18 protein-coding genes are annotated in these 21510 nt (G+C 63.7%); all 18 read left to right on the top strand.

What is annotated here, in order from left to right:
• The first annotated feature begins 61 nt into the window (after positions 1-61).
• The 18 genes from mraZ (at position 62) to NKJ67_RS21725 (ending at position 21404) form a co-directional block, all read left to right on the top strand.
• Positions 62-520, top strand: a complete 459-nt coding sequence (gene mraZ, locus NKJ67_RS21810; RefSeq protein WP_013530948.1) for a division/cell wall cluster transcriptional repressor MraZ — start codon at positions 62-64, stop codon at positions 518-520.
• The gene (gene rsmH / locus NKJ67_RS21805; protein ID WP_352582999.1) at positions 517-1566 is read left to right on the top strand and encodes a 16S rRNA (cytosine(1402)-N(4))-methyltransferase RsmH; all 1050 of its coding nucleotides are present in this window, start codon (positions 517-519) and stop codon (positions 1564-1566) included. The genes mraZ and rsmH overlap by 4 nt, the downstream gene beginning before the upstream one ends.
• Positions 1567-1570: 4 nt before the next feature.
• On the top strand, positions 1571-1966 hold the full coding sequence (gene ftsL / locus NKJ67_RS21800; protein ID WP_127271473.1) for a cell division protein FtsL: 396 nt from the start codon (positions 1571-1573) through the stop codon (positions 1964-1966).
• The gene (locus NKJ67_RS21795) at positions 1963-3672 is read left to right on the top strand and encodes a peptidoglycan D,D-transpeptidase FtsI family protein (RefSeq protein WP_027034944.1); all 1710 of its coding nucleotides are present in this window, start codon (positions 1963-1965) and stop codon (positions 3670-3672) included. The genes ftsL and NKJ67_RS21795 overlap by 4 nt, the downstream gene beginning before the upstream one ends.
• A gap of 54 nt (positions 3673-3726) precedes the next feature.
• The gene (locus NKJ67_RS21790; RefSeq protein WP_127269410.1) at positions 3727-5181 is read left to right on the top strand and encodes a UDP-N-acetylmuramoyl-L-alanyl-D-glutamate--2,6-diaminopimelate ligase; all 1455 of its coding nucleotides are present in this window, start codon (positions 3727-3729) and stop codon (positions 5179-5181) included.
• Positions 5178-6659 (top strand): UDP-N-acetylmuramoylalanyl-D-glutamyl-2,6-diaminopimelate--D-alanyl-D-alanine ligase, encoded by a 1482-nt coding sequence (locus tag NKJ67_RS21785; protein WP_352582996.1) that lies wholly within the window; start codon positions 5178-5180, stop codon positions 6657-6659. Before NKJ67_RS21790 ends, NKJ67_RS21785 begins: the two co-directional genes overlap by 4 nt.
• Positions 6660-6678: 19 nt before the next feature.
• Positions 6679-7761, top strand: a complete 1083-nt coding sequence (gene mraY, locus NKJ67_RS21780) for a phospho-N-acetylmuramoyl-pentapeptide-transferase (protein WP_013530954.1) — start codon at positions 6679-6681, stop codon at positions 7759-7761.
• An 8-nt stretch (positions 7762-7769) separates the two neighbouring features.
• Entirely contained in the window at positions 7770-9170 is a 1401-nt protein-coding gene (gene murD / locus NKJ67_RS21775; RefSeq protein ID WP_127397483.1) for a UDP-N-acetylmuramoyl-L-alanine--D-glutamate ligase, read from the top strand.
• Positions 9170-10321 carry a putative lipid II flippase FtsW gene (ftsW, locus tag NKJ67_RS21770; protein WP_127270939.1) on the top strand — a complete coding sequence of 384 codons (1152 nt, stop codon included), beginning with the start codon at positions 9170-9172 and terminating at the stop codon, positions 10319-10321. The genes murD and ftsW overlap by 1 nt, the downstream gene beginning before the upstream one ends.
• A gap of 1 nt (position 10322) precedes the next feature.
• Entirely contained in the window at positions 10323-11450 is a 1128-nt protein-coding gene (gene murG / locus NKJ67_RS21765) for an undecaprenyldiphospho-muramoylpentapeptide beta-N-acetylglucosaminyltransferase (protein ID WP_128308279.1), read from the top strand.
• A complete protein-coding gene (gene murC, locus NKJ67_RS21760) occupies positions 11447-12853 on the top strand; it encodes a UDP-N-acetylmuramate--L-alanine ligase (RefSeq protein ID WP_023813140.1) in 1407 nt (468 codons plus the stop codon). The genes murG and murC overlap by 4 nt, the downstream gene beginning before the upstream one ends.
• Positions 12850-13815 (top strand): UDP-N-acetylmuramate dehydrogenase, encoded by a 966-nt coding sequence (gene murB, locus NKJ67_RS21755; protein WP_027034937.1) that lies wholly within the window; start codon positions 12850-12852, stop codon positions 13813-13815. The genes murC and murB overlap by 4 nt, the downstream gene beginning before the upstream one ends.
• Before the next feature lie 313 nt (positions 13816-14128).
• Positions 14129-15055: a D-alanine--D-alanine ligase gene (locus NKJ67_RS21750; protein WP_127328876.1), complete on the top strand. Its 927-nt coding sequence runs from the start codon at positions 14129-14131 to the stop codon at positions 15053-15055.
• Entirely contained in the window at positions 15043-15984 is a 942-nt protein-coding gene (locus NKJ67_RS21745) for a cell division protein FtsQ/DivIB (protein WP_128308278.1), read from the top strand. Before NKJ67_RS21750 ends, NKJ67_RS21745 begins: the two co-directional genes overlap by 13 nt.
• Positions 15981-17288, top strand: coding sequence for a cell division protein FtsA (gene ftsA, locus NKJ67_RS21740; RefSeq protein ID WP_352582993.1), 1308 nt, complete (start codon positions 15981-15983; stop codon positions 17286-17288). The genes NKJ67_RS21745 and ftsA overlap by 4 nt, the downstream gene beginning before the upstream one ends.
• 68 nt (positions 17289-17356) lie before the next feature.
• On the top strand, positions 17357-19039 hold the full coding sequence (gene ftsZ / locus NKJ67_RS21735; protein ID WP_127273569.1) for a cell division protein FtsZ: 1683 nt from the start codon (positions 17357-17359) through the stop codon (positions 19037-19039).
• A gap of 281 nt (positions 19040-19320) precedes the next feature.
• On the top strand, positions 19321-20271 hold the full coding sequence (lpxC, locus tag NKJ67_RS21730; protein WP_023813134.1) for a UDP-3-O-acyl-N-acetylglucosamine deacetylase: 951 nt from the start codon (positions 19321-19323) through the stop codon (positions 20269-20271).
• A 263-nt stretch (positions 20272-20534) separates the two neighbouring features.
• Positions 20535-21404 carry an outer membrane protein assembly factor BamD gene (locus tag NKJ67_RS21725; protein WP_127269547.1) on the top strand — a complete coding sequence of 290 codons (870 nt, stop codon included), beginning with the start codon at positions 20535-20537 and terminating at the stop codon, positions 21402-21404.
• Positions 21405-21510 lie beyond the last annotated feature (106 nt).

Below are 21510 nucleotides of genomic sequence, written 5' to 3'. Positions count from 1 at the left end.
CGCGGCGGCGCGGGCGACAAGATGGAGAGGGGTGCGGCGGCGCAAGCGGCTGTAGCATTTAATGGACCGGTTTCTGTCAAACACGGTGAGCAGGATCGATGCGAAGGGACGGGTGTCCGTTCCCGCGCATTTCCGTGCGGTCGTGCAGAAGCGCGGCTATTCGGAACTTTATGCGCTGCGCTGCCTGGATCTGCCGGCGATGGATGTCGGCGGGCTCGATCTGCTCGACCGCTACGAGCAGCGCATCGCGCTCGAGGATCCCTTCCTGCAGACGGCGGACGATATGTCGTTCTTCTGCCATGGCGACGGAACCTTCTTGAAACTCGACCAGGACGGCCGCATCACGATGAGCGATTTCCTTCGCGAACATACCGGCATTTCGGCGGAAGTGGCCTTTGTCGGGCGCGGCAATTTCTTTCAGATCTGGGAGCCGGGACGGCTTGCCGCCTATGGGGCGCAGGCGCGGGCACGGCTTTTGCAGCTTCGGCAGGGGACGAAGCCTGGGGAGCGACCGGAATGACGGCAGGCCACGGCGATGACCTTCCTCGCGCCGTAGATGGGCACGCCGTTGGCGGATCGGCCCGCCACATTCCGGTCCTCCTTGCCGAGGTGCTCGAAGCGTTGGCGCCGGCGCAGGGCGACCTCATCATCGACGGCACGTTCGGCGCCGGCGGCTACACCAGGGCCATTCTGGCGACGGGCGCTTCCGTGGTGGCGATCGACCGCGATCCGGATGCCATTGCGGCCGGGCGCGATCTGGAAGCGCAGTCCGGCGGCCGGCTGCGGCTGGTGCAGGCACCGTTCTCAACGCTGGACGAACGTGTCGAGAGCGCCGAGGGCGTCGTGCTCGACATCGGCGTGTCCTCGATGCAGCTCGACCAGGCCGAGCGCGGGTTTTCGTTCCGCGCCGACGGGCCGCTCGACATGCGCATGGCGCAATCGGGCCTCAGCGCCGCCGACGTCGTCAATTCCTTCAAGCCGGGCGATCTTGCCCGCATCTTCGGCTTCCTCGGCGAGGAGCGTCATGCCGGGCGCATCGCCCGCATGATCGAGGCTCGCCGCGAAAAGCGCCCGTTCGAGCGCACGCTGGAACTGGCCGACGCCATCGAGACGCATATCGGCCGTGCGCCGAAGGACAAGATCCATCCGGCGACGCGCGTCTTCCAGGCGCTGCGCATCTTCGTCAATGACGAGCTTGGTGAACTGGCCAAGGCCCTGTTCGCGGCCGAACGCGCGCTGAAGCCGGGCGGACGGCTCGCCGTGGTCACCTTCCATTCGCTGGAAGACCGCATCGTCAAGCGTTTCATCGCCGACCGGGCCGACGTCGCGACCGGCTCACGGCATTTGCCCGAGGCGCATGCCCGTACCGCGACGTTCCGCAAGGCGGGCGGCGGCGTGACTGCCGGCGACGTCGAGGTGGCGGCCAATCCGCGCGCCCGTTCGGCCAGGCTGCGCGGGGCAATCCGCACGGATGCGCCAGCGCGCAGCAGCGATTTTTCGATTTTCGGCCTTCCAAAACTTCCCAGCCCAACGCTTCCCGGCACAGGCCGGCCGGGGGAGAGGTAGCTAAGTGTTTCGTACCAGCGACATTGTCCTGATCGCCGTCATGGTTGCGGTCGCGGCCCTTACCTACAAGGCCAAGCGCGAGGCCGAGGAACAATTGGCCGCGGTGCAGAAGATCCATGCGCAGATCCGCTATGAGGAGGACACGATCGACCTGCTCAAGGCCGACTGGAGCCTGCTTACCCAGCCGTCGCGGCTGCAGAAGCTCGCCGAACTCTACAAGTCGCAGCTCGAACTCGAGCCGGTCAGCGCCCGCCAGATCGGCGGCATCGGCGACCTGCCGGCCAAATCCCTGGACATTCAGGACATCCTGTCGGGACGCCAGGGCGGCATGGCCGACAATTCCGACCAAGCGCCTTCGGACAGTAAGGATCCCGTCGTGACCGGAGGCATCGCCCAATGATCGGCAAACTGCTGAAGCGTCGCGCCAGGACGAGTGAAGATGGATCGATCGTGGTCGAGGGCGCCCGCAAGGCGACCGGCGGCAAGGGCAGGACGCGCATCGTCATGACCATGGCGGTGTTCTTCGGTATCTTCTCGACCATATCAGGGCGGCTGGTCTATCTCGGCTTCCAGACCCCCGACATGTCGGGCGGTCCGCAGAGCCGGGTGACGGCATCGCGGCCCGACATCGTCGACCGCAACGGCGAAGTGCTGGCCACGGATATCAAGACGGCGTCGCTGTTTGCAGAACCGCGCCGCATTGTCGACGCCGACGAGGCGATCGAGAAGCTGTCGACGGTGCTTCCGGACATCGACTATGAGCAGACCTACCACAAGCTGAAGAGCGGCGCCGGTTTCGTCTGGCTGCAGCGGCAGCTGACGCCCAAGCAACAGTCCGACATCATGCAGCTCGGCATTCCCGGTTTCGGCTTCCGTACCGAAAAGCGCCGCTTCTATCCGAGCGGCGAGACCTCGTCCTACATTGTCGGCCTCACCAACATCGACAACCAGGGCATCTCCGGAATGGAGAAATATGTCGACGAGCAAGGCTTGAGCGACCTGCAGGCATCGGGCCTTGCCATTGCCAAGGATCTCAAGCCGGTAAAGCTTTCGATCGATCTGCGCGTGCAGCATGTGGTGCGCGACGAGATCGCCGCGGGCCTGGAGCGCTATCGTGCCATGGGGGCCGGCGCCGTCGTGCTCAACGTCAAGACCGGCGAAGTGGTGGCCATGGCCTCGGTGCCGGATTTCGATCCTAACAATCCCTACAATGCACAGGACAAGGACCGGCTGAATCGCATGTCGGCGGGCCTCTACGAGATGGGCTCGACCTTCAAGAGCTTCACCTCAGCCATGGCGCTCGATTCCGGTAAGGCGACGATGGCGAGCCGCTTCGATGCTTCGCATCCAATCCGGGTCGGCCATCAGGCCATTCACGATTTCCACGGCAAGAACCGTGTGCTGTCGTTGCCGGAGGTGTTCCTCTATTCGTCCAACATCGGCTCGGCCAGGGAAGCCGAGATGGTCGGCATCGAGGGCCATCGCGAATTCCTGCATCGCCTTGGCCTTCTGGACAGGATGCAGACCGAATTGCCGGAGACTGCCCGTCCGACTGAACCGAAGGTCTGGAAACAGGTCAATTCATTCACCATCGCCTTCGGCCATGGCGTGTCGACGACGCCGCTGCAAGCGGCTGTGGGCTGCGCGGCGTTGATGAATGGCGGCTTCCTGATGAACCCTACCTTTTTGGTGCGTACGCAGGCGGAAGCGATGGCCACCGCCAAGAAAGTGGTGAGCGAAAAGACCGTCGAAGGCATGCGCTACCTCTATTCGCTCAATGCCGAGAAGGGCTCTGCCCGAAACGCCAGAGTCCCCGGCTACCGCGTTGGTGGCAAGACCGGAACGGCCGAGAAGGTCGTCAATGGCCGCTACTCCAAGGACTTGAATTTCAACACTTTCGTCGCCGCCTTCCCGATGGACGATCCGCAGTATCTGGTGTTTACCATTGCCGATGCCCCGCACCCGGAAAAGCCCGGCATGACGGATGTCGCGGCCGCAAATGCGGGGGTCATGGCCGGCAATATCATCAGGCGTTCAGCTGCCATGCTTGGCGTGAAGCCAGATTTCAGCCATGAAAATGGTGCAACGCTGGTTTCCTATCAGTGATTCTTAGGGCGCGCCGGCAACAGCGCGCTATTTTGTTGCGGTGAACGGGACTCGATGAAGCTCAGAGATCTAGCCGGTATCCTGCCCGTCGAGGGAATAGCTTCCGTCGATCTGGAGGTTACAGGGATTTCTTCGGATTCCCGTCAGGTAAAAGCGGGTGTTGTCTTCTTTGCGCTCGCGGGAACCAAGGCCGACGGTGCCGTTTATGCCGCCGACGCCGCCGCGCGCGGTGCGGCCGCGATCGTAGCGGGCAAGGGCAGCACCATTGCCGGGCTGTCGGTCCCGGTATTGGCAGTCGACGATCCGCGCCTCGCGTTGGCGCTGAGTGCGGCCCGCTATTTCGGCAAGCAGCCTGAGATAATGGTCGCGGTGACCGGCACCAGCGGCAAGACTTCGGTCGCGGCTTTCACCAGGCAGATCTGGGAGCAGTCCGGTTATGCCGCCGCTTCGATCGGCACCACTGGCGTGGTGGCGCCTGGGCGCAACGACTATGGCTCGCTGACGACACCCGATCCGGTCGCCCTGCATCAATTGCTGCGGGAATTGGCGGATGCCGGCGTTACCCACGCTTCGATGGAGGCTTCCAGCCATGGGCTCGACCAGCGCCGTCTGGACGGTGTGAAGCTGGCGGCCGGCGGCTTCACCAATCTCGGCCGCGATCATATGGACTATCATCCGACCATCGAGGACTATCACCGCGCCAAACTGCGTCTGTTCGATGCGCTGCTGCCGAAAGGCGCACCGGCCGTCATCTTCGCCGACGATCCATGGTCGGCACCGACGATTCAGGCGGCGCGGGCCGCCGGGCTCGAAGTGCTGACGGTCGGCCGCCATGGCGATTTCCTCAGGCTGAAGCGGGTCGAGCACGAGCGCCACCGCCAGCGGGCCGAGGTCGAGGCCGATGGCGTGCTCTACGAGATCGACCTGCCGCTGGCCGGTGATTTCCAGATTTCGAATGCGCTGGTTTCGGCGGGTCTTGCCATTTCCACGGGAACACCTGTAGCCAAGGCATTGTTGGCGTTGGAGAAATTGAAGGGCGCCCCAGGCCGGCTCGACCTCGTCGGCACCACCGGCAATGGCGCGCCGGTCTATGTCGATTACGCCCACAAGCCCGACGCGCTCGAAAACGTGCTGTCCTCGGTGCGCCCATTCACCACCGGCCGCGTCATCGTCGTGTTCGGCTGCGGCGGCGACCGCGACCGCGGCAAGCGACCGATTATGGGCGAGATTGCGACGCGGCTTGCAGATGTTGTCATCGTCACCGACGACAATCCGCGCTCCGAAGTGCCGAAAACGATCCGCGCCGCTATTTTGGCCGCCGCCCCCGGTGCCATCGAGATCGGCGACCGGCGCCAGGCGATCCACGAGGCGGTTGCCATGCTGCATGCCGGCGACACGCTGATCGTGGCCGGCAAGGGGCACGAGGAAGGCCAGACGATCGGCTCCGAGACCTTGCATTTCTCCGATCACGAGGAAGTTCGCGCGGCACTTACGGAGCGTGCCGCATGAGCTTGCTGTGGACCTGCGAGGCGCTGGTTGCCGCCATGGACGGGCGGCCGTTAGGGCCGATGCCGGAAGGCATTTCCGGCATTTCGATCGACAGCCGCAGCCTGCAGCCGGGCGACGCCTTCTTCGCCATCAAGGGCGAGGCGATGGACGGCCATGACTTCGCAACCGCCGCCATCAAGGCCGGCGCCGGCGTGCTGGTGGTGGCCGAAGGCAAGCTGCCGTCGCTCGGCCGGCTGACGGCGCCGATTATCGTCGTCGAGGACGTGCTGGTCGCACTGGAAAAGCTTGGAGTTGCGTCGCGCGCCCGCTCGAGCGCGAAAATCATCGCTGTGACCGGTTCGGCCGGCAAGACCACGACCAAGGAAGCGCTGCGCCATGTGCTGCAAGCCGTCGGCAAGGTGCACGCCTCGGCGCAGTCCTTCAACAATCACTGGGGCGTGCCGCTGACCTTGGCGCGCATGCCTGATGATTGCGACTATGCCGTATTCGAGATCGGCATGAACCATCCCGACGAAATCCGGCCGCTGGTAAAAATGGTGAGGCCGCATGTCGCCATCGTCACCATGATCGCGGCGGCGCATCTCGGCTTTTTCCGCAATCTCGACGAGATTGCCAAGGCCAAGGCCGAGATTTTCGAAGGGCTGGAGCCCGAGGGGGCCGCCATCCTCAACCGCGACGATGCGCGCTTTAAGCTGCTCGACAAGATGGCCCATGCCGCCGGTGTCGAGCACGTCTACGGCTTCGGCGAGAATGCGCGCTCTACCTTCAAGCTCACCAAATGCGAACTGCATGCGGATCATTCCGACATCATCGCCAGGATCGGCGGCCACGAAGTGACGGCGCGGATCGGCGCGCCCGGCCGCCATATGGTGCAGAACGTGCTGGCGGTGTTGGGTGCGGCGCATCTGGTCGGCGCCGATCTCGACAAGGTGGCTTCAGCACTGGCCGATCTCTCTGCCGAGCGCGGGCGCGGCAAGCGCCATGTGCTGCGCCATCCCGGTGGCTCGACTTCGAGCCACCCAGGTGGCTCGACTTCGAGCTACCCAGGTGGACTGATCACGCTGATCGACGAAAGCTACAACGCCAATCCGGCATCGATGGCTGCTGCCATGGCATTGCTCAACGCGACGCCTGTGACGGGCGAGGGCCGCCGCATCGCCGTGCTCGGCGACATGCTCGAACTTGGCGACCACTCGGCCAAGCTGCATGCAGCCCTTGCCGACCTCATCGTCGGCACGGGCACGCAGACCGTCTTTCTCGGCGGCCCGGAAATGCGGGTGCTGGCAGAAGCGCTGCCGGCTGAGATCAAGACGGAATACCGCGCCGGTGTCGAGGAGCTGAAGCCGGTGCTGCTTGCCGCGCTGAGGCCGGGCGACGTGGTGATGATCAAATCGTCGAAGGGCATCGGTTTTGCAAAACTGGTCGATGCGCTGCTGGGCAAATTCCCGGCTGAATCGACAGCCAGAAAACAGACCTAGGTCGGGGGACGAAAAGCGCATGTTTACACTGCTCGTCGATTTTGCGGACAAGGTCTCGGTCTTCAATGTCTTCCGCTACATCACCTTCCGCACCGGCGGGGCGCTGATCACGTCGGCGCTGATCGTCTTCATCTTCGGGCCGACCATCATCAATTCGCTGCGGCTGCGGCAAGGCAAGGGCCAGCCGATCCGCGCCGACGGACCGCAGACGCATTTCAAGAAGGCCGGCACGCCGACCATGGGCGGACTGATGATCCTGTCGGGCATTATCGGCTCGTCGCTTTTGTGGGCCAACCTGTCGAGCATCTATGTCTGGGTGGTGCTGCTGGTGACGCTGGGCTTCGGCTCGATCGGCTTTTACGACGACTATCTGAAGGTGACTAAGCAGTCGCATCTCGGCTTTTCCGGCAAGGCAAGGCTGGCGCTGGAATTCGTCATTGCCGGCATCGCCGCCTGGGTGATCATGCACAATGGCCAGGCGCCGTTCTCTTCTTCGCTGACATTTCCCTTCGCCAAGGAATTCATCGTCAATCTCGGCTGGTTCTTCATCCCGTTCTCCTGCTTCGTCATCGTCGGAGCAGGCAATGCTGTGAACCTCACCGACGGTCTGGACGGGCTGGCGATCGTGCCGATCATGATCGCGGCGGCCTCCTTCGGCGTCATCGCCTATCTCTCAGGCAACGCCGTGTTCGCCGAATATCTGCAGATACATTTCGTGCCCGGCACCGGTGAACTGGCGGTCGTGCTCGGCGCGGTCATCGGCGCCGGCCTCGGCTTCCTCTGGTTCAACGCGCCGCCGGCGGCGATCTTCATGGGTGACACCGGATCGTTGGCCATGGGCGGCCTGATCGGCACCGTCGCGGTCGCCACCAAGCACGAGATCGTGCTGGTCATCGTCGGCGGATTGTTCGTCGTGGAAATCCTGTCGGTCATCATCCAGGTCGGCTACTTCAAGATGACCGGCAAGCGGGTGTTCCTGATGGCGCCGATCCACCATCATTTCGAAAAGCTCGGCTGGACCGAAAGCCAGGTGGTGATCCGCTTCTGGATCATCGCCGTCATCCTGGCGCTGGTCGGCCTGTCGACCCTCAAGCTGAGATAGGAAGCCCTTTGATCCCCGCCGCATCCTTTTCAGGCAAGCGCGTTTCCCTCTTCGGGCTCGGTGGCTCGGGGATTGCGACGGCGCGCGCGCTGATCGAGGGCGGCGCGGACGTGCTGGCCTGGGACGACAATCCCGAAAGCGTTGCCAAGGCCGCTATTGCCGGTATTGCGACCGCTGATTTGCGCGGCGCCGACTGGGCGAAATTCTCGGCTTTCGTGCTGTCGCCGGGCGTCCCGCTGACGCATCCCAAGCCGCATTGGACGGTGGAGCTGGCGCGCGGTTCAGGCGTCGAGATCATCGGCGACATCGAGCTTTTCTGCCGCGAGCGGACGCTGAGCGCGCCAAATTCGCCTTTCATCGCCATCACCGGCACCAACGGCAAGTCGACGACCACCGCGCTGACCGCGCATATCCTGAAGGCCGCGGGACGCGATACCCAGATGGGCGGCAATATCGGCCGCGCGGTGATGACGCTCGATCCGCCCGAGCCCGATCGGCACTATGTGGTCGAATGCTCGTCTTACCAGATCGACCTCGCGCCCTCGATCAATCCGACGGCGGGCATCCTGCTTAACCTGACGCCCGATCATCTCGACCGCCACGGCACCATGCAGCACTACGCCGCGATCAAGGAGCGGCTGGTAGCCGGCAGCGAGACGGCGATCGTCGGCATCGACGATTCCTGGTGCGCGCAGATCGCCGAGCGGCTGGAGCGGGCGGGGCGGCATGTCACCCGCATTTCCAAGCGCCTGCCACTGACGGACGGCTATTTCGCCGATGGCACCAATCTGATGGAAGCGGTGCACGGCCGTTACAGCCGCGTCGCCTTCCTCGAAGGCATCGGCTCGCTGCGCGGCCAGCACAATGCCCAGAACGCGCTGGCGGCGGTCGCCGCTTGCCTCAAGGTCGGACTGGAGCTTGGCGAAATCCAGTCGGGGCTGGAAAGCTTTCCCGGCCTCGCTCACCGCATGGAGCAGGTCGGCCGCAAGGACCATGTGCTGTTCATCAACGATTCCAAGGCGACCAATGCCGATGCGGCAGCACCCGCGCTATCCAGCTTTACGCGCATCTACTGGATCGCCGGCGGCCTGCCCAAGGAAGGCGGCATCGAGCCGTTGCGCGGCTTCTTTCCGCGCATCGCTAAGGCCTATCTGATTGGCGAGGCGGCGCCGGCCTTTTCGGCGACGCTGGGCGAGGCAGTTCCCTACGAGATCTCAGGCACGCTGGCCGCCGCGGTCGAGCACGCCGCGCATGATGCCGCTAAGGACGACAGCGGCGAGGCGGTGGTGCTGCTGTCGCCGGCCTGCGCCAGTTTCGACCAGTTCAAGAATTTCGAAGTCCGCGGCGAAGCCTTCAGGCAAGCTGCGGATGCTATCGAGGGTGTGAAACCCATCGGAGGGGCACGATAATGCAAAGCCGTCTCGACAAAAGCCCGGTGGCAACCTGGTGGTGGACGATCGATCGCTGGTTCCTCGCGGCGTTCCTGTCGCTGATGGGGCTCGGCATCGTCTTGTCCTTCGCCGCCAGTCCGGCGGTGGCCGAACGCATCGGCCTCGACAGTTTCCACTTTGCCACCAGGCAGATCATCTTCACCGTGCCGGCGCTCGGTGTGATGCTGGCAGTTTCCTTCCTCGATTCCAGGCAGATCCGGCGCATGGCGCTGGTCATCCTGTGCCTGATGCTGGTGCTGATGGTGGCGGTGCTCTACATCGGCGTCGAGGTGAAGGGTGCGCGCCGCTGGGTGTCGCTTGCCGGCCTGTCGATCCAGCCGTCGGAATTCCTGAAGCCGGCCTTCGTCATCATGTGCGCGTGGCTTTTCGCCGAGCACAAGCGCCAGCCCGATATTCCGGGCAATCTGTTCGCCATGCTGCTGCTGGTGCTGGTCGTGTCGCTGCTGGTGGCACAACCGGACCTCGGCCAGACCATGCTGACGACCGGCACCTGGGGCATCATGTTCTTCATGGCCGGGCTGCCCTGGCTGTGGATCGTCGCGCTGGGTGCGGCCGGCGTCGGCGGCGTCTTTGCCGCCTATACGGTGTTCCCGCACGTTGCCCTGCGCATCGACAAGTTCCTCACCGGCGAGGGCGACACGTTCCAGGTCGACATGGGGCGCGAAGCGCTGATCAATGGCGGTTGGTTCGGAGTCGGACCGGGCGAGGGCACCGTCAAGCGCGTCATCCCCGACAGCCATGCCGACTTCGTCTTCTCGGTCGCGGGCGAAGAGTTCGGGCTGATCATGTGCTTCTTCATCATGTCGATCTTCGCCTTCATCGTTCTGCGCGGCCTCAACACGGCGCTGAAGGAGCATGACGATTTCACCCGCTATGCGGTCGGCGGCCTCGTCACCGTGTTCGGCCTGCAGGCTGTCATCAACATGTGCGTCAACCTCCAGCTTGTGCCGGCCAAGGGCATGACGCTGCCGTTCATCTCCTATGGCGGCTCCTCGCAGATCGCCATCGCCATCTCGATGGGCATGGTGCTGGCGCTGACACGCAAGCGGCCGGAAAAGCGCAAGCAGGTGGGCTTTGGCCTGTCGCAACGCGCCGTGCCGGCGGAGTGATATGGCCAGAGGCGTCATCCTTCTCGCGGCAGGCGGCACCGGTGGGCATCTTTTCCCGGCCGAGGCGCTGGCGCATGAGTTGAACGAGCGCGGCTGGTCGGTGCATCTGGCAACCGACGACCGTGCGGAGCGTTTCGCCGGCCATTTTCCGGCCGCCGCCGTCCACCCGATCCAGTCGGCGACGATGGGCTCGAAAAACCCTTTTGCCCTGCTTGGTGCCTTCTGGAAAATCTGGCGCGGCGTGCGCCAGGCTTCCGCCGTCATCGGCAGGATCAAGCCGGATGCCGTCGTCGGCTTCGGCGGCTATCCAACCTTGCCGCCGCTCTACGCGGCGACACGGCGCAAGGTGCCGACGCTGATCCATGAGCAGAACGCGGTGATGGGGCGCGCCAACCGGGCGCTGGCTGGCCGTGTCGATGCCATCGCCGGCGGCTTCCTGCCGCAGGACACCAGTGCTGCCGGTGTGAAGACGGTGACGACAGGCAATCCGGTCAGGCCGGCCGTGCTGGAAGCGGCCAGGATGAATTATGCGGCATCGACCGGGGAACAGCCGTTCCGCCTGCTGGTGTTCGGCGGCAGCCAGGGCGCCCAGTTCTTTTCCGATGCCGTGCCGGGAGCCATCGCGCTGCTTTCCGACGCACAGCGCAAGCGGCTGGTGATCACCCAACAAGCGCGCGCGGATGACGTGGCGCGGGTCAAGGCAGCCTATGCCGCGCTTGGCGTCGCCGTCGAGGTCTCGCCCTTCTTCACCGACATGGCGCAGCGCATGGCGGCTGCGCACCTGGTGATCTCGCGCTCCGGCGCCTCGACCGTCTCGGAGATCGCCGTCATCGGCCGGCCGGCGCTGCTGGTGCCTTACCCCTATGCGCTCGACCACGATCAGGCGGCGAACGCGGCGGCCCTTGCCGCTGCCGGCGGCGGCGAAGTGCATCCGCAATCCTCGCTCTCGTCCGAACGCATCGCAGCGCTCATCGGCGAGCTGATGGAAGACCCCGATCGGCTGACGGTGATGGCGGCGGGTGCGAAATCGGCCGGGAGGCCGGACGCGGCACGGTTGCTCGCTGATCTTACAGAGGCTATTGCGTCCAAAAAAACCGTTTCGGATTTCAGGAAGGGGACGCAAGCATGAAGATGCCGCAGACCATCGGCCTTGTGCATTTCATCGGCATTGGCGGCATCGGCATGAGCGGCATTGCCGAAGTGCTGCACAATCTCGGCTACAAGGTGCAAGGGTCCGACCAGGCCGAAAGCGCCAATGTGCAGCGGCTGCGCGACAAGGGCATCGAATGCTTCGTCGGCCATAGGGCCGAAAATCTCGGTGATGCCGAGGTGGTGGTCGTCTCGACGGCGATCAAGAAATCCAATCCAGAGCTCAAGGCCGCGCGCGAAAAGCTGCTGCCGATCGTGCGCCGGGCCGAAATGCTGGCCGAACTGATGCGCTTTCGCCAGGCGGTGGCGATCGGCGGCACGCATGGCAAGACGACGACGACCTCGATGGTGGCGACCTTGCTCGATGCCGGCGGGCTCGATCCGACCGTCATCAATGGCGGCATCATCAATGCCTATGGCACCAACGCGCGCATGGGCGACGGCGAATGGATGGTGGTCGAGGCCGACGAAAGCGACGGCACTTTCCTGAAACTGCCGGCCGAGATCGCGGTCGTCACCAACATCGATCCCGAGCATCTCGATCACTATGGCAGCTTCGACAAGGTGCGCGAGGCGTTCCGCCAGTTCGTCGAGAACGTGCCGTTCTATGGTTTTGGCGTGATGTGCACCGATCACCCCGAGGTGCAGGCACTGGTCAGCCGCATCGAGGACCGCCGGGTCATCACCTATGGCGAGAATGCGCAGGCCGACGTGCGCTTTACCAATCACCGCATGGCAGGTGCCATTTCGGAATTCGACGTGGTGATCCGCGACCGCAAGACAGGCGGCCAGACTGTCATAGCAGGCCTGCGCCTGCCGATGCCCGGCCGCCACAACGTCTCCAACGCGACGGCAGCGATCGCGGTCGCGCATGAGCTCGGCCTGTCGGCCGAGGCGATCAAGAAGGGCCTGTCGTCCTTCGCCGGCGTCAAGCGCCGCTTCACCCATACCGGTTCGTGGGACGGCGTCGAAATATTCGACGATTACGGCCACCATCCAGTCGAGATCTCGGCGGTGCTGAAGGCGGCGCGCAGCGCCACCCAAGGTCGCGTCATCGCCATTGCCCAGCCGCACCGCTTCACCCGGCTGCATGATCTGTTCAACGAGTTTTCCACCTGCTTCAACGACGCCGACACGGTGATGGTGGCGCCGGTGTACGCGGCCGGCGAGGAGCCGATCGACGGCGTCAGCTCGGACGCGCTGGTGTCGCGCATCCGCGCCGGGGGCCATCGCGACGCACGCTACATCGAGGGTCCGGCGGCGATCGCGCCCGTCATCCGTGATCTGGCAAAGCCGGGTGACTTCGTCGTCTTCCTGGGCGCCGGCAACATCACCCAATGGGCCTATGCATTGCCCAAAGAGCTTGGCGGGACCGTCTCATGATGCACGGCCAGGCCCTGATCGACAGACTGGGCGACCGGCTTGCCGGCCTGCGCGGCCGCCTGACGCCGAACGCCGAGATGGACAAGATCACCTGGTTCCGTGCAGGGGGTCTGGCTGAGGTGCTGTTCCAGCCGGCCGACGAGGAAGATCTTGCAGCATTCCTCAAAGCCGTTCCTGAAGAGATACCACTGACCGTCGTCGGCGTCGGCTCGAACCTTCTGGTCCGCGACGGCGGCATCGAGGGCTTTGTCATCCGCCTTTCAGCCAAGGGCTTCGGCGAGGCCGAGGTGATTTCGCCGATCAGGATCAAGGCGGGAGCCGCGACCCCCGACAAGCGCGTCGCAGCGGTGGCGCTCGAGGCCGGCATTGGCGGCTTTCATTTCTACCACGGCATTCCGGGTGCAATCGGCGGTGCGCTGCGGATGAACGCAGGCGCCAACGGCGTCGAGACGCGCGAGCGGGTCGTCGAAGTGCGAGCGCTCGACCGCAAGGGCAATGTGCAGACGCTGAGCAATGCCGATATGGGTTACGCCTATCGCCATTCGGCGGCGCCTGCCGGGCTGATCTTCACCTCGGCCGTGTTCGAGGGCTTTGCCGAGGACAGAGCGGCGATCAAGGCGGCGATGGAGGCCGTGCAGAACCATCGCGAGACCGTGCAGCCGATCCGCGAGAAGACCGGCGGCTCGACCTTCAAGAATCCGGAAGGCACGTCGGCCTGGAAGGAGATCGACAGAGCGGGCTGCCGCGGCCTGATGATCGGCGGCGCCCAGATGTCGCCGATGCATTGCAACTTCATGATCAACACGGGAACCGCGACCGGCTACGACCTAGAATATCTCGGCGAGACGGTGCGCACGCGGGTGCTGGAGAATTCCGGTATCCGGCTGCAATGGGAAATCAAGCGCATCGGCAATTTCCGGCCGGGACATGCGGTTCAGGAGTTTTTGGGACAGCTTCTTTAAAGCGCAGCGTGGCGCGTGTTGAAGTTCATGTGATGCATGAACTTTAACACGGCCGACACGGTCCGCGACCGTTGCCGCAAAGACTCAACGACACGCTTTTCGCATCCATTTTCTCAGAAAGTGAATCTCTCGGAATCGTAAGCACTTGCCAGTGAATCAACTCTCTGATTCTCTGCTCGAAAGCGTTTCCTGATTTGAGTCGTTCGACGCGTTTTCAGCGTTTTCCGTCTGGGGGGCAACCTGCCGGGAGACTCTGACTCAATGTTGCGGAAAATCTGGTTTTGGTCCGCCGTGAGAGAGGGGATGCCGGGGAATGAAAAACAAGCATGTGGCCGTCCTGCTGGGTGGTTTTTCGTCCGAGCGGCCCGTGTCTCTATCGTCGGGAAAGGCTTGTGCCGATGAACTCGAGAAGGAAGGCTACCAGGTCACCCGTGTCGATGTCGGGCGCGATGTCGGCTCCGTGCTTGCCGAGCTCAAGCCCGATGTCGCCTTCAATGCGCTGCACGGCCCTTTTGGCGAGGACGGCACCATTCAGGGCATCCTTGAATATCTCGGCATTCCCTACACCCATTCCGGCGTGCTCGCCTCGGCTCTGGCCATGAACAAGGAGCAGGCCAAGCGGGTTGCCAAGTCGGTCGGCATCGTGGTCGCCGAATCGAAGGTCGCCAGCCGCTTCGCCATCCAGAGCAAGCATCCGATGAAGCCGCCCTATGTGGTCAAGCCGGTCAATGAGGGTTCGAGCTTCGGTGTCGTCATCGTGCATGAGGGCCAGTCGCATCCGCCGCAGGTGATCGGCTCGTCCGAGTGGAAATATGGCGATACCGTCATGGTTGAGCGCTACATCCACGGCAGGGAGCTGACCTGCGCGGTGATGGGCGATGTGGCGCTGGGCGTCTGCGAGATCATCCCGACCGGCCATTCCTTCTATGACTATGATTCAAAATATGTCGCCGGGGGATCAAAGCACGAATGCCCCGCAAAAGTTTCACCGAATATTTACCAAAAAATACAAACACTGGCGCTCAAGGCTCACCAAGCGATCGGCTGTCGCGGCGTTTCCCGTTCGGACTTCCGTTATGACGATCGTCATTCCGAAAACGGCGAGATTGTCTGGCTCGAGGTCAACACCCAGCCGGGTATGACGCCGACGTCCTTGGTGCCTGAAATCGCCGCCCAGGCTGGGCACTCGTTTGGCGATTTGTTGAGTTGGATGGTGGAGGACGCTTCGTGCCTGCGTTGAAATGGAGACAAGGTTGGGAGAGGGGCGCGGCGGGGCCGGCGCTGTTCGGCCTGCCATTGTCGTCGGGCCATTTCGTGCTGCCGCGCATGCTGCGCCGCCCGGTGCGCATTCTGGCGCGCCTGGGCGTCGGGGAATTCCAGGCGCCGCGCTTTTCCGCGGCCATGATGTCGGCCGTGCTGATTTTCTCGAGCAGTGCCTATGGCGCCTATCTCGGCGGTCATGTCGAGGGTATCGTGCAGAGCATCACCGCCCGTACCGGATTTGCCGTCGATCAGGTTAAGGTGGTCGGCAATCGCCAGACCTCGGAAATCGACATACTCGACAGGCTTGAGCTCGACGGTTGGACGTCGCTGATCGGCTTTAATGCCGAGGCCGCGCGGGAACGAATTGCGACATTGCCGTGGATCGAGGTTGCGGCCGTCCGCAAGGTCTACCCGCATACTCTGGAAGTGCGCGTCGAGGAGCGTGAGGCTTTCGCGCTCTGGCAGCAGGGTGACGCGCTTTCGGTCATCGAGAGGAATGGCGCCATGATCGCGCCGTTCTCGGGCGGCAAGCAGGTGCTCCTGCCGCTGCTGATCGGCACCGGCGCGCCGGCGAGCGCGCCCGATTTCCTGGCCAAGGTCGAAAAATATCCCGAACTCGCGAGCCGGATCAAAGGTTATATCCGCGTCGGCGAACGGCGCTGGGACCTGAAGCTGGACAATGGCATCACCATCAAGCTTCCCGAGGATGACGAGGAACAGGCGCTCGCCGAACTCGTCAAGATGGATCATGACAACGGCTTGCTGTCGCGCGACATCGCCGCCGTCGACATGCGCCTGACGGACCGGCTGGTCGTGCAGTTGACGGCGGAAGCGGCGACGCAGCGCGAAGCCGCCCTCAACGAGAAACCCAAGAGCCTGAAGCGCAAGCCGGAGACGAAGATATGAGCTGGCTTGGCGGTCCTGGCGATGCCGCGTCGCGCCGGTCCGGCACCCTGACGGTGCTGGATGTCGGTTCGAGCAAGGTCTGCTGCATGGTGGCCAAGCTGAAGCCATGCGATGACGGCAAGCTGCTGCGCGGCCGCTCGCACCGGATCCAGGTGATCGGCATCGGCCATCAGAAATCGCAAGGCGTGAAGTCGGGTGTCGTGGTTGACCTCGATAGGGCGGAACATGCCATCCGCCTTTCCGTCGACGCGGCCGAGCGCATGGCCGGGCTGACGGTCGATTCGCTGATCGTCAACATGACGGCCGGCCGGCTGAAGAGCGAAGCCTTCTCCGCCACCATCAATCTAGGCGGCCACGAGGCCGACGAGGCCGACATCAAGCGCGTTCTCGGCGCCGGCGCCAAGCAGGCGCTGAAGGCCGAGCGCGAGGTGATCCATTCGCTTCCCGTCGGTTTCTCGCTGGATGCCGAACGCGGCGTGCGCGATCCGCGCGGCATGGTCGGCGACGCCCTCGGCGTCGACATGCATGTGCTGACCGGCGACGCCGCGCCGATGCGCAATCTGGAGCTTTCCATCAACCGTTCGCATCTGTCGGTCGAGCGCATGGTGGCGACGCCCTATGCCAGCGGTCTGGCGGCCCTGGTCGACGACGAACTGGAAATGGGCGCGGCCTGCATCGACATGGGCGGCGGCACGACGACGATCTCGGTGTTTTCGGAAGGCAGGTTCGTCCATGGCGACGCCATCGCCATTGGCGGCAACCATGTCACGCTGGACATGGCCAAGGGACTGTCGACCTCGCTCGATGCCGCCGAACGGCTGAAGGTGATGCATGGTTCGGCGCTGCCGGGCAGCGCGGACGACCGCGACCTGGTCTCGATCCAGCCGATCGGCGACGATGGCGACGTGCCCTTGCAGATCCCGCGCTCGGTGATGACGCGCATCGTGCGCGCCCGCATCGACGAGACGCTCGAACTCCTGCGCGACCGGCTGAACAAGTCCGGCTATGGCAATGCAGGGGGCAAGCGTGTGGTTCTTACCGGTGGCGCCAGCCAGCTTGCCGGCCTGCCGGAGGCGGCGCGCCGCATCCTGGGACGCAATGTGCGCATCGGCCGCCCGCTCGGCGTGGCCGGTCTGCCGGAAGCGGCGAAGGGGCCGGCCTTCTCGGCTGCGGTGGGGCTTCTGATCTATCCGCAGATGGCGAGCTTCGAGAGCCATCCGGCGAAAGGAATTTCCGGTCTCAAAATGACCGGAACGGGCGGAAAACTGCATCGCATGAGTCAGTGGTTGAGAGACAGTTTCTAAAATTGACGGGGACAGCCCCATAGGCGGCCGCGGCGGCGAAGCGGCGTGAAAGGCAAAGGACGGAGACAATGACCATCAATCTGCAGAAGCCGGACATCACCGAGCTTAAGCCGCGCATCACCGTGTTCGGTGTCGGCGGCGGCGGCGGCAATGCCGTCAACAACATGATCACCGCCGGTCTGCGCGGTGTCGAGTTCGTGGTGGCCAATACCGACGCGCAGGCGCTGACCATGTCGAAGGCCGGCCGCCTGATCCAGCTCGGCGCGCATGTCACCGAGGGCCTTGGCGCCGGCTCGCAGCCGGAAGTCGGCCGTGCGGCGGCGGAAGAGTGCATCGATGAAATCCTCGATCACCTGACCAACACCCATATGTGCTTCGTCACCGCCGGCATGGGCGGCGGCACCGGTACGGGTGCTGCTCCCGTCGTTGCCCGCGCAGCGCGCGAAAAGGGCATCCTCACCGTCGGCGTCGTCACCAAGCCGTTCCACTTCGAAGGCCAGCGCCGCATGAAGACCGCGGATTTCGGCATCGAGGAATTGCAGAAATGCGTCGATACGCTGATCGTCATCCCCAACCAGAACCTGTTCCGGCTGGCCAATGACAAGACCACCTTCGCCGACGCCTTCGCCATGGCCGACCAGGTGCTCTATTCCGGTGTCGCCTGCATCACCGACCTGATGGTCAAGGAAGGCCTGATCAATCTCGACTTCGCCGACGTCCGTTCCGTCATGCGCGAGATGGGCAAGGCGATGATGGGCACCGGCGAGGCTTCCGGCGAGGGCCGCGCGATGGCCGCCGCCGAAGCGGCGATCGCCAACCCGCTGCTCGACGAGACCTCGATGAAGGGCGCCAAGGGCCTGCTGATCTCGATCACCGGCGGCCGCGACCTGACGCTGTTCGAAGTCGACGAAGCCGCGACCCGTATCCGCGAGGAAGTCGACCAGGACGCCAACATCATCCTGGGCGCCACTTTCGACGAGGAACTCGAAGGCGTCATCCGCGTCTCGGTGGTTGCCACCGGCATCGACAAGTCGGCGGCTGAAATCGCCGCCGCACCGATCTCGATCCGCACGGCGCCTCCGAAGCCGGCCAGCCGCCCGGCGGCTCAGATCGCGGAGGTTCGTCCGGCGCCTGTCCAGCAGGCGGCATACGAGCCACGCGCTATCGACCCGGTCGCGGAAGCCATCCATCTGGCCGAAGCCAATGCCGCGGCCATGGCGCAGGCGCGCCCGGCCCCGGTCGCCCACGCTGAAGATTTCCGCCCGCAGAGCAAGATCTTCCAGGCGCCGCCCGCCCAGCCGATGCCGCAGCCGGTGGTCCAGCAGATGCAGCCGGCCCCGCAGCCGCGCGAGATGCTGCAGCGCGAGGCGCCGCAGCCGGTTGCCATGGCGCCGCAGCGCATGCCGCGCGTCGAGGACTTTCCGCCGGTCGTCAAGGCCGAGGTGGATGCCAAGAGCCGCCCGGTCGACCACGAGAACAACAGCGGACCGATGGGCCTGCTGAAGCGCCTGACCAATGGCCTGACCCGCCGCGAGGAAGAACCCGCACGGCTGCAGCCGGCGCAGCCGCGCGAGCCCAAGCTGCGCCAGGCCGCGCCCGAAGTGCGCCGTCTCGCCAGCCAGGATGCGCAGCTCTATGCGCCGCGCCGCGGCCAGCTCGATGATCAGGGCCGCCTGACGCCGCAGGTGAGGACGACTCAGGAAGACGATCAACTGGAGATTCCGGCGTTCCTGCGCCGCCAGGCCAACTGATTGGTAAACGGACTGTAACATTTGTTAACAGGCAAGCGAGGAATCGCTTGCCTGTTAATGTTTTAAATGATGTGATTTCAACGACTTACCAAGTCGCACTCGTTCCATTTTGCGGTTACACAGAGTAAGAAACCGTGATTTGGAGTCTCCCTGACGGGACATTATCTTCGCCGCCTACCATCATCGGTTTGCCGGGATTTCGGGGGAAGTCACCCTGCCAGCCGATTCACACAAGAGCCGCGCCCTCGGGCTGGAGAAGCGGACCTAGGCATTACGGGCTTATGGGGATTGTCTTGCACGACTATCAGACGACATTGAAGACGCGCGCGTCGCTTACCGGCACCGGCGTCCACAGCGGCAAGGAAGTGTCCATCAGCTTCGTGCCCGCGGATGCCGACACCGGCATCGTTTTCCAGCTTTTCAACGGTGCGGAGCAGGGCCGCGAGTTTCGTGCCCTGGTTTCGGAAGTCGGCGCTACCGACCTGTGCACCATGCTTGGTGATCCCGCCGGCGAGCATATCGCCACGGTCGAGCACATCATGGCGGCGCTGTTTGGGCTCGGCATCGATAATGTCGCTGTCGAGATCGATGGTTCCGAGGTTCCGATCTTCGATGGCAGCGCCATGGCGTTCGTCGAAGCCATCGATCAGGCGGGTATCGAGACGCTCTCGGTCAAGCGGCGCTATATCAGGGTCATCAAGCCGGTCCGCATCGAGAACGGCGCCTCGTGGGCGGAGTTTCGGCCCTATGACGGGACCCGTTTCGAGATCGAGATCGACTTCGAAAGCCCGGCGATCGGTCGTCAGCTGTTTGCCTCCGACCTCAATGCCGATATTTTCCGTCGTGACATCGCGCGCGCCCGCACCTTCGGCTTCATGAAGGATGTCGAGCGGCTGTGGGCCGCAGGCTACGCGCTCGGCTCCTCGCTGGAGAACTCGCTGGTCATTGGCGACGACAACCGCGTCATCAATATGGGCGGCCTGCGCTACCCCAACGAATTCGTGCGACATAAGACGCTGGACGCCATGGGCGACCTGGCGCTGGCCGGCGCCCGCTTCATCGGCTGCTTCCGCTCCTATCGCGGCGGCCACAGGATGAATGCCGCGGCCCTGCGCCGTCTGCTCTCGGACCGCACGGCGTTCGAGATCGTCGAGACGACGCGCCGTGAGCGTGGCCGCAGCGCTGAGATGAACGCCGTCAATGCGCCACTCTACGCACCCTGGATGATCTGATTTCCCAGGGTTTTTTCGGGTTCCATGGTGATAGCGAATGTTGCAGGAATGCACCACCCGCCAGTGAAATTGCATTGATGTCCAAGTGGCGTCCGGCCGCCACAAAAATGCGCGATTGGCCGGAGATAGCGTTGCCGGGCAAGGCGGTTATGGTTTATGGCTGCTGCCGTCGATTAATGCATGTCGTTCAAAAGTGGGGACCAGTTTTGAAACAATGGCATGCAACTGGCATTGAAATAGCGCCGAAAGGGCGAGATCCAATCATGTTCTTCAAGCGAGTTGGTCAATTGAAAGCACCGCAGAGGGCTGTTTTCCTGGCGCTTTCAGTAGTTGTTCCATCGCTCTTTCTGTCGGCCTGCATGTCGTCGGAGAAAGATATCGACCTGTCGACCTATGTCGAGCAGACCGAGCCGGCCGATGTTCTCTACAATCAGGGCCTTGCCAATCTCAATGCCGGGCGCCTGCAGGAGGCGAGCCGCAAGTTCGACGCCGTCGACCGTCAGCATCCCTATTCGGAATGGGCCCGCAAATCGATGGTGATGGGCGCTTTCGCCGACTATCGCCAGGGCAATTACGATGAGGCGATCGGCTCGGCCAAGCGCTATCTCACGCTTTACCCGTCGACCGATGACGCCGCCTATGCGCAGTACATCATCGGCTTGAGCTACTACCGTCAGATCAAGGACGTGACGCAGGACCAGAAGGAAGCGCGCCAGACCGTCCAGACGATGCAGGATCTGGTCACGCGCTGGCCAACATCGGAATATGTCGAAGACGCCAAGGAAAAGATCCGCTTCGCCAACGACCAGTTGGCCGGCAAGGAAATGCAGATCGGCCGCTACTATCTTGAGCGGCGTGAATACATCGCTGCCGTGAAGCGCTTCCGCACCGTGGTCGAGAACTATTCCAACACCCGCCATGTCGAGGAGGCGCTCGCCCGCTTGACCGAAAGCTATTACGCGATGGGTCTGACCTCGGAGGCACAAACCGCCGCCGCCGTGCTCGGCACCAACTACCCCGACAGCCCATGGTACAAGGATTCCTACAAGCTCTTGCAGAGCAATGGGCTTGCACCGCGCGAGAATGCCGGGTCGTGGATATCCAAAGCCGGGAAGATGATCACCGGCGCCTGACGTATGAGCATCGACTGAAGCGCCACAGCGCTTTTCGGATTGATCCGGTGCTCAAACAAAAAGATAGTGCGGCGCTGCGACTGCAAATGGTCGCGTGCCGTTCTAG

Source organism: Mesorhizobium sp. M0088 (genome assembly GCF_040322895.1).
Taxonomy (GTDB): domain Bacteria; phylum Pseudomonadota; class Alphaproteobacteria; order Rhizobiales; family Rhizobiaceae; genus Mesorhizobium.
The sequence above is the reverse complement of the archived record's forward strand: the minus strand, read 5'-3'. Positions and strand labels throughout refer to the sequence as shown.